General features: G+C 57.7%; 12 protein-coding genes. 11 read left to right on the top strand and 1 reads right to left on the bottom strand.

Features of this window, described 5'->3' with window-relative positions; genetic code table 11:
- Window positions 1–38: 38 nt before the first annotated feature.
- The 4 genes from CO675_RS26840 (at window position 39) to CO675_RS26825 (ending at window position 4,210) form a co-directional block, all read left to right on the top strand.
- Window positions 39–914 (top strand): S-methyl-5'-thioadenosine phosphorylase, encoded by an 876-nt coding sequence (locus CO675_RS26840; protein WP_097674846.1) that lies wholly within the window; start codon window positions 39–41, stop codon window positions 912–914.
- Window positions 915–955: 41 nt separating this feature from the next.
- Entirely contained in the window at window positions 956–2,056 is a 1,101-nt protein-coding gene (gene mtnA, locus CO675_RS26835; RefSeq protein ID WP_097674845.1) for an S-methyl-5-thioribose-1-phosphate isomerase, read from the top strand.
- A 76-nt stretch (window positions 2,057–2,132) separates the two neighbouring features.
- The gene (locus tag CO675_RS26830) at window positions 2,133–2,675 is read left to right on the top strand and encodes a tripartite tricarboxylate transporter TctB family protein (protein WP_097674844.1); all 543 of its coding nucleotides are present in this window, start codon (window positions 2,133–2,135) and stop codon (window positions 2,673–2,675) included.
- Window positions 2,676–2,698: 23 nt separating this feature from the next.
- Window positions 2,699–4,210: a tripartite tricarboxylate transporter permease gene (locus CO675_RS26825; RefSeq protein WP_097674843.1), complete on the top strand. Its 1,512-nt coding sequence runs from the start codon at window positions 2,699–2,701 to the stop codon at window positions 4,208–4,210.
- A gap of 4 nt (window positions 4,211–4,214) precedes the next feature.
- On the opposite strand, the gene CO675_RS26820 is transcribed toward CO675_RS26825, so the two are convergent.
- Window positions 4,215–5,408 (bottom strand): CaiB/BaiF CoA transferase family protein, encoded by a 1,194-nt coding sequence (locus tag CO675_RS26820; RefSeq protein WP_097674842.1) that lies wholly within the window; start codon window positions 5,406–5,408, stop codon window positions 4,215–4,217.
- A gap of 964 nt (window positions 5,409–6,372) precedes the next feature.
- On the opposite strand from CO675_RS26820, the gene CO675_RS26815 reads away from it, so the two are divergent.
- Genes CO675_RS26815 through CO675_RS26785 form a run of 7 tightly spaced genes read left to right on the top strand, consistent with a single transcriptional unit; the run spans window position 6,373 to window position 14,624 of the window.
- Window positions 6,373–7,383 carry a polysaccharide biosynthesis protein gene (locus CO675_RS26815; RefSeq protein ID WP_097674841.1) on the top strand — a complete coding sequence of 337 codons (1,011 nt, stop codon included), beginning with the start codon at window positions 6,373–6,375 and terminating at the stop codon, window positions 7,381–7,383.
- Entirely contained in the window at window positions 7,376–8,500 is a 1,125-nt protein-coding gene (gene wecB / locus CO675_RS26810) for a non-hydrolyzing UDP-N-acetylglucosamine 2-epimerase (RefSeq protein WP_097674840.1), read from the top strand. The genes CO675_RS26815 and wecB overlap by 8 nt, the downstream gene beginning before the upstream one ends.
- Before the next feature lie 27 nt (window positions 8,501–8,527).
- Complete coding sequence (locus CO675_RS26805) at window positions 8,528–9,409, top strand: GumC domain-containing protein (RefSeq protein ID WP_097674839.1); 882 nt, start codon at window positions 8,528–8,530, stop codon at window positions 9,407–9,409.
- Window positions 9,410–10,885 carry an oligosaccharide flippase family protein gene (locus CO675_RS26800; protein ID WP_097674838.1) on the top strand — a complete coding sequence of 492 codons (1,476 nt, stop codon included), beginning with the start codon at window positions 9,410–9,412 and terminating at the stop codon, window positions 10,883–10,885.
- A gap of 15 nt (window positions 10,886–10,900) precedes the next feature.
- The gene (locus CO675_RS26795; RefSeq protein WP_097674837.1) at window positions 10,901–12,202 is read left to right on the top strand and encodes a glycosyltransferase family 2 protein; all 1,302 of its coding nucleotides are present in this window, start codon (window positions 10,901–10,903) and stop codon (window positions 12,200–12,202) included.
- A gap of 2 nt (window positions 12,203–12,204) precedes the next feature.
- Window positions 12,205–13,668, top strand: a complete 1,464-nt coding sequence (locus CO675_RS26790) for a hypothetical protein (RefSeq protein WP_143279118.1) — start codon at window positions 12,205–12,207, stop codon at window positions 13,666–13,668.
- Window positions 13,665–14,624 (top strand): GDP-mannose 4,6-dehydratase, encoded by a 960-nt coding sequence (locus CO675_RS26785; protein ID WP_097674835.1) that lies wholly within the window; start codon window positions 13,665–13,667, stop codon window positions 14,622–14,624. The genes CO675_RS26790 and CO675_RS26785 overlap by 4 nt, the downstream gene beginning before the upstream one ends.
- Window positions 14,625–14,897: the final 273 nt, after the last annotated feature.

Here is a 14,897-nt window from a genome sequence, read left to right as displayed (position 1 = left end):
CGCGATAAGGCGCCGTTGCGGGAGCGTGAGGAGCGATCATGACCAAAGCCGTTCTCGGGATCATCGGCGGATCCGGCATCTACGATCTGCCGGGCCTGGAAGATGTCCGCGAAGAAGCGATCACGAGTCCCTGGGGCGAGCCGTCGGCGCCGCTGCGCCGTGGCGAGATGGCGGGGCTGCCGATCGTGTTCCTGCCGCGGCACGGCCCGGGACATGCGCTGTCGCCGTCCGACATCAATTATCGTGCCAATATCGACGTGCTGAAGCGGGCCGGGGTCACCGACCTGGTCGCGCTGTCCGCCTGCGGCTCGTTCAAGGAAGAGCTGCTGCCGGGCACCTTTGTACTGGTCGATCAGTTCGTCGATCGCACCCACAAGCGCGAGAGCTCGTTCTTCGGCAAGGGCTGCGTCGCGCATGTCTCGATGGCGCATCCAGTATCGCCGTTGCTGGCGAAGCATCTCGCCGCTGCCGCCGAGGCCGAACGCATCGCGTTTGCGCGCGGCGGCACCTATCTCTGCATGGAGGGGCCGCAATTCTCCTCGCTCGCCGAAAGCCTGACCTACAAGGCGCAGGGCTATTCGGTGATCGGCATGACCAACATGCCGGAAGCCAAGCTCGCCCGCGAGGCCGAGATCTGCTACGCCAGCGTGGCGATGGTCACCGATTTCGACTGCTGGCATCCGGCGCATGATGCCGTGACTGTGCAGGATATCATCCGCGTGCTGAATTCGAACGCCGAGAAGGCCAAGGCGCTGGTCGCGCGGCTGGCGCGGGATTTCCCGCGCCAGCATGAGCCGTGTCCGATCGGTTCGGATCGCGCGCTGGACACCGCGCTGATCACGGCGCCCGCGGCGCGAGATCCGCAGCTGCTTGCCAGGCTCGATGCGGTCGCCGGAAGGGTGCTACGGTCGTGAAGAAGTCCTCCATGAAGCGCATGACGCGAAGGGCGTAGGGCATGAAGGTCGATGGCCGGCATTTTCGCAGCATCTGGCTCGAACCCGACGGCTGGTCGGTCGGCGCGATCGATCAGCGCCGGCTGCCGCATGAGTTCATCGTGGCGAAGATCACGACGGCAGACGAGGCAGGCGAGGCGATCAGCTCGATGCTGGTGCGCGGCGCGCCGTTGATCGGCGCCACCGCGGCCTATGGCATGGCGCTTGCGATGCGCGAGGACGCCTCCGACGCGGCGCTCGAGCGCGCCGGCAAGATGCTGGCCGCGACCCGGCCGACCGCGATCAATCTGAAGTGGGCGATCGACGAGATGCAGCGCGCGCTCGCACCGCTCGCAGCGTCGGCCCGCGCGGAGGCGGCCTATGCCCGCGCCCGCGAGATCGCCGACGAGGATGTCGAGATCAACCGCGAGATCGGCAGCCACGGTCTCGGCCTGATCGAAAAAATCGCCGCAACCAAGAAGCCGGGCGAGCCGGTGAATGTGCTGACGCATTGCAATGCCGGCTGGCTTGCAACCGTCGATTGGGGAACGGCGACCTCACCAATCTACCAGGCGCATGATCGCGGCATTGCGGTCCATGTCTGGGTCGACGAAACGCGGCCGCGCAATCAAGGCGCCTCGCTCACCGCCTGGGAACTCGGCCATCACGGCGTGCCGCACACCGTGATTCCGGACAATACCGGCGGCCATCTGATGCAGCATCGCATGGTCGATCTCGCGATCGTCGGCACCGACCGCGTCGCCGCCAATGGCGACGTCTGCAACAAGATCGGGACCTATCTGAAAGCGCTCGCCGCCCACGACAACGGCGTGCCGTTCTACGTTGCGCTGCCGTCGCCGACCATCGACTTTAGTATCGACGATGGCGTCAGGCAGATTCCGATCGAGCAGCGCGCCGCCAGCGAAGTGACGCACCTCACCGGGCGCACGGCGGATGGACGGATCGAGACCGTGCGCGTGGTTCCGGACGGCTCTTCCGTTGCCAATTTCGGCTTCGATGTCACGCCGGCGCGGCTGGTGACGGGATTGATCACCGAGCGCGGCGTGCTCGGCGCTGATCGTGCTGCACTTGCGAGCGCATTTCTCGAACGTTCCGGACGTTAGCTGAAGGCTGCATTGACGGTGATTGGTTCAGCACGCTATCCCAATCGTTGCCCTCGCAACCCAAACCGTCCAGTCCATGTCCAATACCGAACTTGAGATCGTCGTCGACGATCCGACCGCGCCTGAAGAGAACTCCCCCGCCGTCGTCTCTACCGGCACCGTCGACATCATCGTCTCGCTGCTCTTGCTTGCGCTCGCGTTGGTGCTCGGCTGGGACAATTGGCGGACCGGCGCATCGTGGGATTCGACCGGGCCGCAGCCGGGCTATTTTCCGTTCTATCTCTCGGTGATCCTCGGTGCCGCCAGCCTCTATGGTCTCGGCGCCGCCTTCATGTCGCGCAGGGAAGCCGGCGAGACCTTCGTCACCCGCGCCCAGTTTCGCCGGGTGCTGGCGGTGTTCGTGCCAACCTTCCTGTTCTGCCTCGCCACCCAATATCTCGGCCTCTATGTCGCGAGCTTTCTTCTGATCGCGGGCTTCATGCGCCTCGTCGGCAAGATCGCGCTGTGGAAGTCGCTGCTCACCGCCTTCGTCTTCACCGCCGCGATGTTCGTGACCTTCGACATCGCATTCGACGTCATCATGCCGAAGGGGCCGCTCGAAGCGGCCTTCGGCTACTGAGCTAACCGACAGGATTTCGAGACATGGAAGCCTTCGGTCTTCTGCTGCACGGCTTTGCCGTCCTCCTGACCTGGAAGACGCTGCTGTTGATGATGGTCGGCCTCGTGCTCGGCATCTTCGTCGGTGTGCTGCCCGGGCTTGGCGGCCCCAACGGCGTTGCGATCCTGCTGCCTTTGACCTTCACGATGGACCCGACGTCCGCCATCGTGATGCTGTCCTGCATCTACTGGGGCGCGCTGTTCGGCGGCGCCATCACCTCGATCCTGTTCAACATCCCCGGCGAAGCCTGGTCGGTTGCGACCACGTTCGACGGCTATCCGATGGCACAGCAGGGCAGGGCGGCCGAAGCGCTGACAGCCGCGTTCACCTCATCGTTCATCGGTTCGCTGGTCGCGGTGCTCTTGATCACCTTCCTGGCGCCGATGATCTCGTCGTTCGCGCTGAGATTCGGCCCGCCGGAGTTCTTTGCCGTCTATCTCCTGACATTCTGTTCCTTCGTCGGCCTCGGCCGCGAAGCCAAGCACAAGACCGTAATCTCGATGTCGCTCGGGCTGCTGCTCGCCGGCGTCGGCATGGATACGGTGTCGGGGCAGCTGCGCATGACGTTCGGGTCCGCTGAGCTGCTGCGCGGCATCAACTTCCTCGTCGCGGTGATCGGCCTGTTCGGCATCAGCGAGATCCTGCTCACGATGGAGGAACGCCTGGCGCTGCGCGGACACGCCGCCGGCATCAGCCTGCGCGTCGTGCTGTCGGTGTGGAAGGACCTGCCGAAGTACTGGGTGACGCTGCTGCGCTCGTCGGTGATCGGCTGCTGGCTCGGGATCACGCCGGGCGGCGCGATCGCGGCCTCCTTCATGGGCTACAACCTCGCCAAGCGCTTTTCCAAGGATCAGGAGAGTTTTGGCAAGGGCCGCATCGAGGGCGTGTTCGCGCCGGAGACCGCCGCCCACGCCTCGGGCACCTCGGCGTTGTTGCCGATGCTCGCGCTCGGCATTCCCGGTTCGGGGACCGCGGCGATCCTGCTTGGCGGCCTGATGGTATGGGGCCTCAACCCCGGCCCGCTGCTGTTCATCGAGCACAAGGACTTCGTCTGGGGCCTGATCGCCTCGATGTATCTCGGCAACGTCGTCGGCCTGGTGTTGGTGTTGACCACCGTGCCGATCTTCGCCTCGATCCTGCGGGTGCCGTTCGCGGCCGTGGCCCCCATGATCGTGGTGTCCTGCGCGATCGGCGCCTACGCGATCCAGAATGCGATGTTCGATATCTGGTTGATGCTAGGCTTCGGCGTGGTCGGCTACGTCTTCAAGAAGATCGGGATCCCGCTTGCGCCGTTCACGCTCGCTTTGGTGCTCGGCAGCCGCGCCGAGGACGCATTCCGGCTCTCGATGATCGGCTCGGGCGGCGACATGAAGGTGTTCTGGTCGAACGGCCTCGTCGGCACCATCACGACCCTGGCGATCGTGCTGTTGTTCTGGCCGGTGATCGATCGGGCCTTTGCCGGCGTCGCGCGTCTGGTGCGGCCGGCAAAGGCGTGAAGCGTCAGACGACCTTGCGCTGGCGCAGCTCGGCGATCTCGTCCTGGCCGAAGCCGAACTCGGCCAGCACTTCCTCGGTCTGCTCGCCAAATTCCGGCGGCCGCGCCGCCATCTTGCTCGGCGTCCGCGACAACGTCACGGGCTGGCTGACCAGCTGGATGTGGCGGTTCTCGTCATTGGGGACATGCTGGGCGATGCCGAGATGCTTGACCTGAGCGTCCTCGAACATCTGGTCGATCGAATAGATCGGCCCGCACGGCACGCCGGCGGCGTTCAGCTCCTCGACCCAGGTCTCGGTCGATTTCTTCTCGGTCAGCGCGCTGATTCGTGCATTCAGCGCGTCGCGGTTCTTCGAGCGCGCCGGTGCGGTCGCATAGTCGGGGTCGGTGATCAGGTCGGGGGCGCCGATCGCCTGGGCGCAGCGCTCCCAGATCCGCCCGCCCGTGGTGGCGATATTGATGTAGCCATCGGAGGTCTTGAACACGCCGGTCGGGATCGAGGTCGGATGGTTGTTGCCGGCCTGCTTGGCGACTTCCTTTTCCATCAGCCAGCGCGCTGCCTGGAAATCCAGCATGAAGATCTGCGCCTGCAGCAGCGAGGTCTGCACCCACTGGCCTTCGCCGGAGACGTCGCGTTCCAGCAGCGCGGTAAGGATGCCGATCGCGCAGAACAGCCCCGCGGTGAGGTCGGCGACGGGAATGCCGACCCGCATCGGGCCGCCGCCGGGCGCGCCGGTCACCGACATCAGGCCGCCCATGCCCTGCGCGATCTGATCGAAGCCGGGCCGCTTGTGATAGGGGCCGTCCTGGCCGAATCCGGAGATGCTGCCATAGACGATCCGCGGATTGATCTTGCGCACGCTCTCATAGTCGATGCCGAGCTTGGCCTTCACATCCGGCCGAAAATTCTCGACGATCACGTCAGCCTGCTCGGCCAGCCGCTTGAATACCTCGAGCCCCTTGGGGTCCTTCAGGTTCAGCGTCATGGCGCGCTTGTTGCGGTGCAGGTTCTGGAAGTCGGATCCGCCGCGCGGGCCGCCCGGCTGCTCGCCGCCGCCGTCCTCCAGCAGCGCATCGATCTTGATCACGTTGGCACCCCAGTCCGCGAGCTGACGCACGCAGGTCGGACCAGACCGGACCCTAGTCAAATCCAGTACGGTGAAGCGCGACAGGGCCTCTGAGGCGGACGGGAAGGGCATTTCTAATGGCTCCGGATCAGCTTTCGCTCCACCATAGGGCCGAAAGATCGGACCGCAAACCTCGCCGACGGTGGTTGCATTGCTTGAGTTGTCTAGTTATCCCAAGTCTTACTTCGCCGCCCAATTCTGCCGACAAGTGTTTCCATTGCGCGGACCGAACAGAAGTCGGAACAACTTAGGCAAATTGCTGGCCTCGCGGGGGCTTGTCCACATCCGGCGAAGGAAATTTACCCGGATGTTATTGGGCGTTAAAGGAGATTGCAAGCCCTCTCCCTCTCCGTCCAAGCAAATAGGCAGGGCAGCTTCTCTCGGGACGGGTGGGAGGCCTGGAACATGGCCGCCTTTGCCCAAATTGTCTTACCGTGCCTCTAGATAAATCGGTGCTTGAGGGCGGCGGTTCGTAGCCGAAGAGAAGCTACGCTGCGAGAACTGCAGTATATCGAGTGGGATAGCCGGCTGACGACTTGCGGCGGACTATCATGATAGGTTCAAAGAATTCCCATAACTCAAGCCGCTAGCATCCCTGAGGACTTGAGCCGAGGTAGTTTTCGCCTTCTTCGAGTTTGCAATTCGATTGGCGAGCAGCCGATTGACCGGTATAGGGTCGATGCTGCGCCATTCGATGAGGGCAACGCGTGCTGCGGTAGTGAGTTGAGCGCAATGCAAAGTCTCGTTGTGAGAGCCGGTGGCATCGTTCTAGGCTATATTGTTAAGCGCCCCGGCGAAACGTCGCTAGCGTCGTTTCGCGTGCGGCGCCGCAATTGCACAGTCGAGTGGCTCTCGGGTACTCTCGCCGCGCTCGAAACCTGGAAGCCGCCTGCGTTCGCGATCTTGTACTGCGCGGCGGAGGTGGTCTGTTGGCGGATGTACCGCCGCGCATCCGTTCAACGGCCTTGAAGCGCGTCGTCAACTTCACCTTACCAGTATCGTCACAAATGGATTCCGAAAGGTTGCCTGATAAAACATGTTTAAAGATAGGACGCTCCTTATCACCGGTGGCACCGGCTCCTTCGGCAACGCTGTGCTCAGTCACTTTCTGCATTCGGATTTTGCAGAGATACGCATCTTTAGCCGGGATGAGAAGAAACAGGAGGACATGCGTATTGCCCTGAAGAACGATAAGTTGAAGTTCTACATCGGCGATGTTCGTGAATATGATGCTGTTCACGACGCGTTGCGGGGCGTTGATTATGTATTTCATGCAGCCGCGCTGAAGCAGGTGCCGTCTTGCGAGTTCTATCCGATGGAAGCCGTAAGGACCAACGTGATAGGCGCCGAGAATGTGATGCGTGCGGCGATTGCAAACGAAGTTAGTCGCTGCGTCGTGCTAAGTACCGACAAGGCGGTGTATCCGATCAATGCTATGGGGATTTCGAAAGCCATGATGGAGCGAGTCATGGTTGCTAAGTCCAGGCTTTGTGATCCAGGCAAGACGGTGCTCAGCGCAACGCGTTATGGCAATGTCATGGCTTCACGCGGTTCGGTCATTCCTCTCTTTCTGAGCCAGCTCCAAAAGGGCATGCCGCTCACGCTGACGGATCCGAAGATGACCCGGTTCCTTATGTCGTTGGAAGAGTCGGTCGATCTGGTGCTCTATGCGTTTGAACATGCGCGCCCCGGCGACATTTTTGTACAGAAGGCGCCGGCCTCCACCGTGGGCGATCTGGCGCGTGCATTGAAGGAATTGCTGGGAGGCAAGAGCGAACTCAAGATTATCGGAACTCGCCATGGCGAGAAGCTTTACGAGTCGCTGGTTTCACGAGAGGAAATGGTGCGTGCCGAAGATCTCGGCGGCTACTACCGTATTCCGGCGGATTCTCGGGATCTCAACTACAACAAATATTTTGTAGAGGGCGAAACTGAAATTTCGGAGGTGGATGACTACACGTCGCACAATACTCATCGCCTCAATGTGGAGCAGGTGAAGGAAGTGCTGATGAGACTCGATATTATTCAGGAAGCCATCAATGCTTAAGGTACTGACCGTTGTTGGCACACGCCCGGAGATCATCCGTCTCTCCCGCGTGATCAAGAAGCTAGACTGCTATTGTGAACATACCCTCGTTCACACCGGCCAGAATTACGACTATGAGCTCAATGAAATTTTCTTCAGCGATCTCGGCATTCGCAAGCCTGATCACTTCCTTGAGGCGGCCGGCGCCACTGCTGCCGAGACGATCGGAAAAGTGATCATTGCCGCGGACAAAGTTATCGAGACGCTCAGGCCTGACGCGCTTCTGTTGCTCGGCGATACGAATAGCGCGCTGGCTGCGATTGCTGCCAAGCGCCGCAAGGTGCCGATCTTTCACATGGAAGCAGGCAACCGGTGTTTCGATTTTCGTGTTCCCGAGGAAATCAATAGGCGCATCGTCGATCATATTGCGGATATCAATCTGACTTATAGCGAGATCGCGCGCGAGTATTTGCTGCGTGAGGGGTTGCCGCCCGATCAGGTGATCAAGACTGGAAGCCCGATGCGCGAGGTGATTGAACACTACCAAGACGCAATCAATGCGTCCGACGTATTGACGCGCCTGGGTCTGTCGGCCGGACACTACTTCGTCGTAAGCTCTCATCGCGAGGAGAACGTGGACTCGCCAGAGCAATTGCGCAAGCTGATTGAGATGCTGAGCGCAATTACGCAGCGCTACGATGAGCCGGTGATCGTTTCCACGCACCCCCGTACGCGTAAGCGCATGGATGCTTTGGGCTTGCTGGCCGATTCCCGGGTGCGGTTCCTGAAGCCATTTGGCTTTCTCGACTACATCAAGTTGCAGACTAATGCGCGAGCTGTTTTGTCTGACAGTGGTACGATTACCGAAGAATCGTCAATCCTGAACTTCCCGGCCCTGAACCTGCGAGAAGTCCATGAACGTCCGGAAGGATTCGAGGAGGCCGCAGTGATGTTCGTTGGTATGAATGTCGATCGGACGTTGCAGGCGCTCGACATCCTGGCATCTCAGCCGCGTGGCGAAAAGCGAGCCCTGAGGTTAGTTGCCGACTACGAGCCCGACAATGTTTCAGATAAGGTGCTGCGCATCATTCTAAGCTACACGGATTTTGTGAAGCGCAGGGTATGGCGTAGCCTTTGACGCCAACGAAAGAGAAGTCCAAGTTCAATGAGCAGTGATCTTAAGACAACCTCTGATAGCATTCTCAGTGACGGCCTTACCCTAGAGGGAGGTATTGAATTCCTGCGGCGTTACAAGTACAGGCTCGCCATTCCTCTGCTGGCTGGCGCCGCGCTGGCGGTTTCGATAGCCTTTTTCTTGCCGAAGCAGTGGGAAGCACATGCAGTCCTGCAGATGGGCCAGGTTTTCTCTAAGCTGGGCAATGGCCAGTCACAGATCGCCTTAGTCGAGAGCGGCGCTATCGCGGTGGAGAGAATTAGGCAAGAGCAGTTTCAAGATGCCGTTCTCCGAAGGCTGAATCTGCCGGTTGAACCGAACGTCAACCGTGAGACTGATTTGGTTCGCGCCTCGGCCAATCCACGTGTTGTTCGCAACACTGAATTCGTAGACGTTGCTGTACGCGGTACGTCGCCCGAGCAGGCCAGGAAAGCTGCCGAAGCATATCAGCTCGAGCTTATCAAGGAGCATGCCGAGATGGCGCAGCCCTCGTTGGCGAGGATTGCGGAAAACAAAGCGCAGTTCTCACAGGAAATCCAGAACGCCGAATTGCGCCGTCAATCTTTGCAAAAGCTCGTCATTGAGCGCGACAAATCGCCCTTGCAAGATCAGTTTTCCGAAATGGTGGTTCTGAACCAGTTGATCCAGCAGAATGATGTTGATTTACGGAGTTACCGGCAGACGTTGTTGTCGCTGGAGGAGGAGGGGAGCCCAGAGCGCACTTTCAACACGCGGCCTCTCTTCGACGTTGTTGTCGGTCGTCGTCCTGTCTCGCCTGGCAAGACGAACTTTCTGATTGTTGGTGCAACAATCGGATTTGTGCTTGGTCTGTTCGGGGCATATCTTGCTGAGCGCAAACGAGGTACGAACTAATTGCATCCCAGACTATTATTGAGATCTATTGGCGCGAATTTCCTGGGCGGCATCTGGGCTGGGGCTCTTATTGTCCTGACCACGCCCCTCTTCGTCGCCAGACTAGGGCTCGAGGGTTTTGCTTTCATTGGCTTTTGGCAACTGCTTGCATTGGTCTCCGCAGTCTTTGATTTTGGGTTAGGCGCATCGCTGATCAGGGAATTTGCGCGTTACCAAGGCAGCAAAGAGACCAAGAATAAATACCGCAGCCTTCTGTATTCCCTTGAGTGGATATATCTTGGGTTGGCGGCGTCAATCGGTCTTGTGATCGCGTTGGCGGCAAACTGGCTGGCCGGGAGTTGGCTAAAACTCTTGGAGGTACAGCCTGACGAAGCTGCCCTGCTCATCCGCCTAATGGCGGGGTCGATCGCCCTCCAGTTTCTATCCTTGCTGTATTCCAACGCCCTTTCTGGCATGCAGCACCACGCGGTGATGAACTCATTCCAGATGTTGGGTAACTCGCTCAAGTATTTGGGCGGAGTTGCTGTACTACTTTTTGAAAATAGTCTCGTCCTGTTCTTCTCGTATCAGATATTGGCGGCGCTGATCGTATGCTGGCTTACCCGGCGCCGGCTGCTCAAACAGTTGGATGACCTGGGTGATAAACACGAGCCGGTACTTGATTTCGCTAAGGTTCGGCGAATGTCGAGATATTCTGCCGGTATGTTCCTGACCGCTCTGTGCGGGCTGCTTCTCGCCAATATCGACCGGATTGCGCTGAGCAAGATCGTTCCAGCGTCTGACTTCGGGAAATATACCGTGGCTTTCACGGCTACTGGGCTGCTGCAGATGGTCATTCTGGCTTTCTATCGGACTTACTATCCCAAGTTCTCTGAGTTGAAGGTTGCCGAAGACGAGGCGGGGCTCAAGAAGGCGTATTACCAGGGGTGCCGTTTGGTCGGCGCGGTGATTATCCCGACGGCTGTCGCTGCACTCGTTTTTGCTCCGAAATTATTTCAGATTTGGTTGGGGTATTGCGACAACAGCGTTGTCCTGGTGTTCCGGCTGCTGATCGTGGGTACGACGCTTTCCGGCCTGATGTGGTTGCCGGCAGCGCTGCAGCAGGCGGTGGGATGGACGCGTCTCCACGTTGCGTTGATGATCCTTGCGCTTGCGCTGGGGGTACCCTTTCTGTTCGCGGGAATTGGCAGATTCGGACTTCCCGGTGCTACAGCGATGGTACTCGTACATGGAGCGATCGAGATCACCCTTGGCCTGTGGCTGATGAATCGTGTCCTGTTCCCTGGTGAGAATCTGCGCTGGTACGGTTTAGTCATAGTGGCTCCGACTTTGGCATGCCTGCCGGTTGCGCTACTTTCTGTCATGTCGATGCCGACGGACATCGCGCGCCACATTGGTTTCGTGTGGTTACTTGGAACTGGCGTGGCCATGCTCTTATCATCGGTCATGGTAAATCGTCGCTTCTCAAACGGATGAAACTGGCTTGGTCACATGAGCGACAATACTTCCGATACAAATCCGAGATTCACCATCGTTATTCCGACGAAAGATCGGGCCGATTACCTCTATCACACGCTTCGTACGTGTAGCGCCCAAGATTACGACAATCTGGTCGTGATTGTTTCTGACGACGGTAGTACCGATCATACGAAGGATGTCGTGATGGACGCCGCCAGTCGCGATGCCCGCATTCGGTATATGAAGAACGGTATGGCTCCAGGCATGCGTGACAACTTCGAGTTCGCGCTGAATCAGGCGGAGCGCGGATTTGTGATGGCGCTGGGAAGCGATGACGGAATCATGCCCCGAGGAATTACCGGCATGAGGAATGTATTGTGTGATACCGGGCTCGAGCTACTCTCTTGGGCCTCGCCACTTTTTGTCTATGCTGGTGTACGCGACCCTCGTGGGCAGTTGATGCTCTACCATCCCAAGAAGGACCGACTGATCGAATCACGGCAGTTTCTTGCCAGGCAGGCCCAGCACCTCAATTATCTTGGGGACGTGGAATCCCCTATGACATACGTCAAGGGCGTTGCATCAACCCGCCTAGTTAGGCAGGTGCAGGCGCGCAGCGCAGATGGCCGTTTCTACCGTTGCCCGACTCCCGATGGCTACTCCGGGATCGTTCTCGCGGGTGAGGTGGAGCGGTTTGCCTTTTCAGGCATCCCATTTGCCATCTACGGTTTATCGCCGACATCTCAGGGCCTGAACTACCTAACAAGTGACGAGGCGGCAAAGAAAAATTCGGACTCTTTCTTTAAGAGTGTGGACGCCGTTCCGATGCATCGCGAGCTGGCAGGACAGCCTTACTCTCCTCTAATCACGCTGATGACCGTCGATTATCTGCTGACCGCCAGAGACTTGCCGGGATGGAGGGGGACGTTTTCGTCAATCGATTTTAAGCGGGTCATCGTTTCAAGCATCGCGGAACTCGCTCACGGACTCTACAGTGAAGAGCGCTTGTTGCGAGAGATGCAAATACTGAAGATGATCGCAGACCATCACGGACTAGGTCCATATTTTGAAGGAACATTAAGGAAGTCAAGGAGGAGAAAGGCCAAGCAGCCTTTTGCAGGCAACGGGATCAATCTCCGGTTGATCCTCCTCGATGCCGTCGATTATGGGATTGCCGATATCTTTGATGCCTCGGTGGCGGCATCACATCTGCAGCCCTTCTATGCTAACTTGATGCCCAGGAATCTCGTGAAAATTTTCCGACGCTCTCTCGACTACTTCCTTGCTTCCACTGGTCGTGGATCCCCGTTTCCTATGCTGGGGCGAGAGGGGTAACGATGACCATCGGACAGCAATCCACACCCCGAACCAGTCGCAGGCCTGCACGCCTATCGTTAATAATAGTCGATGTAGTGTTATTCTTCTTGCTCTCGGTCGCAGCATCGTTAGCGATGGCTCGGGATTATCAATTCATTGTTGTCCTCCCTGCTCTGAGCATTTGCTTGGCCTTTGTTATCTTTTGCCTGATATTGGCCAGCCGTGTTCGCTCGGGAGTGTTCGGCGAGGTTGGCTTTATTTTTCTTGGCTTCGTGGTTGCCTATTCGGTGATCCCTGCAGCGAATTTTTTGCTTATAGATTTCGACTTTCCGCAGGACTTCGATGCCTTAAATTTTTCCGTACTGAACCCGAGGCCGGATGAAATTGCGCTGCATCTTTGGCGCCATTTTCTATTCGCCGTCACAGTGATCTTCGGGTACCTCGCTGCGCGTGGATCCGGGCGAGATGATGTTGCAGATCTGAGGTTGAAGCCAGTCGATATTCGGATCGTTGGCTCGATGCTGATGATTGTAGTCCTTTGCATCGGCACGGTCACAATGCTCTCTTCTCCCGTAGAGAACTACTACGAGCACTACACTCGTTTTGATGCGCTTCCGTGGTTTGAAAAGCGCGTAGCTTACCTGGCAGTGATGATTAAATCCGGAGCGTACTACGTCGCATTGGCCCTTATGTTTGCTGACTACAAACGATTTCGTTGGATTATTCCGTTTTTCGTGGTGTCGATCTCAGCTTATGAGTTGGTGTACTCGCTGGGCTCAAGAATTGAAACGCTCTCCATTCTGCTAGCAACCTTGTGCCTTTATCACTTAATGGTGCGGAAAATCAGATTGCGCGAAGGTTTATTCGCTCTAGGTGGATTGCTTGTTCTGTTTACTGCGGTGGAGTTTTTTCGGGGGGCCAACTTCGATTTGAATGCGGTTCTGGATAGTCTCAGGGAAAAGGGGCCTAAACTTGCCGCCGAATTCGGGGCTGTGTTTTACACGAGTTTTCATCTTTATTCAGAGCGTCTAAGCGGGACGATGCCACGGCATGAGTGGCCGATGCTCTTCAATGATTTTCTTACAGCAGTGCCGTTCTTCGATCATATTCAGTACAACTCCCAGTACTGGTATGCGCAAGCATTTTTTCCGACCGCCATCGTCCCACCACAAACTATGGGACCGATTGCCGATAGTGCAATTTGGGGCGGAGAGGTCGACCTCGCTCTGCGCGGAGTGTTCACTGGCCTTGGTTTCGGATGGCTGGCCCGGTGGGCGCTGGGCTCTCGCAATAGGCTTTTTCCGCTGCTTTGCTATACGTTTTTGTTTGCAACTTGCGTGATTTCGCTCAAATACTCCTTGATCTACCTGATGTCGAGAATGCTGCAAACCTTGGTGCCCACAGTGCTGGTTTACTTTATCATCAGCCGGATAGTCGGCGGCCTACCTGGAGCTAGGATAGTTTATCAGAAGAGGTTGTCGTGAGAGCTTTGATTTGTGGTGCAGCGGGGCAGGATGGCAGTTATCTGGCTCGCTTGTTGCTGAATAAGGGGTACGAGGTTGTCGGCACCTCACGTGATGCCATGATGACCTCATTCCACAATCTTGAGCGCTTGGGCATACATAAGAAGGTACATACGGCTTCAATGGCGATCAATGATTTCCGCAGTGTACTGAATGTCGTGGAACGATATCGCCCAGATGAAATATACAACTTGGCGGGGCAGACCTCCGTGGGCTTATCGTTCGAACAGCCTGTGGAGGCAATGGAGAGTATTGCCGGAGGCACCTTGAACCTACTGGAGGTCATCCGTTTTGTTGATCGCCCGATTCGTTTTTACAATGCCGGTTCTAGCGAGTGCTTTGGCGACACAGGAGCAACAGCGGCTTCGGAACAAACTCCCTTTCTCCCCAGGAGCCCGTATGCAGTAGCTAAAGCTTCGGCGCATTGGTTACTTAAGAACTATCGCGACGCCTATAGTTTGTTTGCCTGCACAGGCGTCCTTTTCAACCACGAGTCGCCTTTGCGGCCTGAGCGTTTTGTGACCCAGAAAATCGTTCGGGCGGCGGCCAAAATTGCAGGGGGGAGTCGCGAAAAATTAGTTCTAGGGAATATCGATATTCATCGCGACTGGGGCTGGGCACCGGAATATGTAGAAGCGATGTGGTTGATGTTACAACAATCAGCGCCCGACGATTTTGTGATTGCGACAGGACAAACACACTCACTTCAGTATTTTATTTCGAAGGTATTTGCTCGCTTCGGTTTGGATTGGCGAGAGCATGTGACTTTTGACAATAGCCTATTCCGTCCTTCGGACATCAAGGAGAGCCGCGGGAATCCGGCAAAAGCTAGAGTTCAGCTCGGTTGGAGTGCACAGGTAATGCTAGACGGCGTAATTGATGGGATGTGTGAAGCTTCCCACGTCGATCGCACGTGATCCGTATTTTCAGGAATGTGGTATCAGGGTTCAGCATCTCAATCGTCCGATGGCGCTGAAGTGTCTATCGGCACTATCCATGATCGGGGCTACCACAAGCGCGGCCTTCATTCGTATGAAATGCAAGATCCCGAGACCGAACGACATTGTCGTTACGCGCGATAAGTGCCGCGGCCACGGGCGACCGGCATGGCAAAACGTCTATGTGAAAGGTCACCGCCGACTGTCTTGACGTCGCTGGAGACCCATCGCAAAGCCTGCGTTACGTTGGCC

This window comes from Bradyrhizobium sp. C9 (assembly GCF_002532045.1).
In the GTDB taxonomy this organism is placed as follows: Bacteria; Pseudomonadota; Alphaproteobacteria; order Rhizobiales; family Xanthobacteraceae; genus Bradyrhizobium.
The sequence above is the reverse complement of the archived record's forward strand: the minus strand, read 5'-3'. Positions and strand labels throughout refer to the sequence as shown.

Excerpts from the sequence above, each read along its gene's own strand:
- CO675_RS26840 (WP_097674846.1), top strand. The coding sequence starts at position 39 with ATGACCAAAGCCGTTCTCGGGATCATCGGCGGATCCGGCATCTACGAT.
- mtnA (WP_097674845.1), top strand. The coding sequence starts at position 956 with ATGAAGGTCGATGGCCGGCATTTTCGCAGCATCTGGCTCGAACCCGAC.
- CO675_RS26830 (WP_097674844.1), top strand. The coding sequence starts at position 2,133 with ATGTCCAATACCGAACTTGAGATCGTCGTCGACGATCCGACCGCGCCT.
- CO675_RS26825 (WP_097674843.1), top strand. The coding sequence starts at position 2,699 with ATGGAAGCCTTCGGTCTTCTGCTGCACGGCTTTGCCGTCCTCCTGACC.
- CO675_RS26820 (WP_097674842.1), bottom strand. The coding sequence starts at position 5,408 with ATGCCCTTCCCGTCCGCCTCAGAGGCCCTGTCGCGCTTCACCGTACTG.
- CO675_RS26815 (WP_097674841.1), top strand. The coding sequence starts at position 6,373 with ATGTTTAAAGATAGGACGCTCCTTATCACCGGTGGCACCGGCTCCTTC.
- wecB (WP_097674840.1), top strand. The coding sequence starts at position 7,376 with ATGCTTAAGGTACTGACCGTTGTTGGCACACGCCCGGAGATCATCCGT.
- CO675_RS26805 (WP_097674839.1), top strand. The coding sequence starts at position 8,528 with ATGAGCAGTGATCTTAAGACAACCTCTGATAGCATTCTCAGTGACGGC.
- CO675_RS26795 (WP_097674837.1), top strand. The coding sequence starts at position 10,901 with ATGAGCGACAATACTTCCGATACAAATCCGAGATTCACCATCGTTATT.
- CO675_RS26790 (WP_143279118.1), top strand. The coding sequence starts at position 12,205 with ATGACCATCGGACAGCAATCCACACCCCGAACCAGTCGCAGGCCTGCA.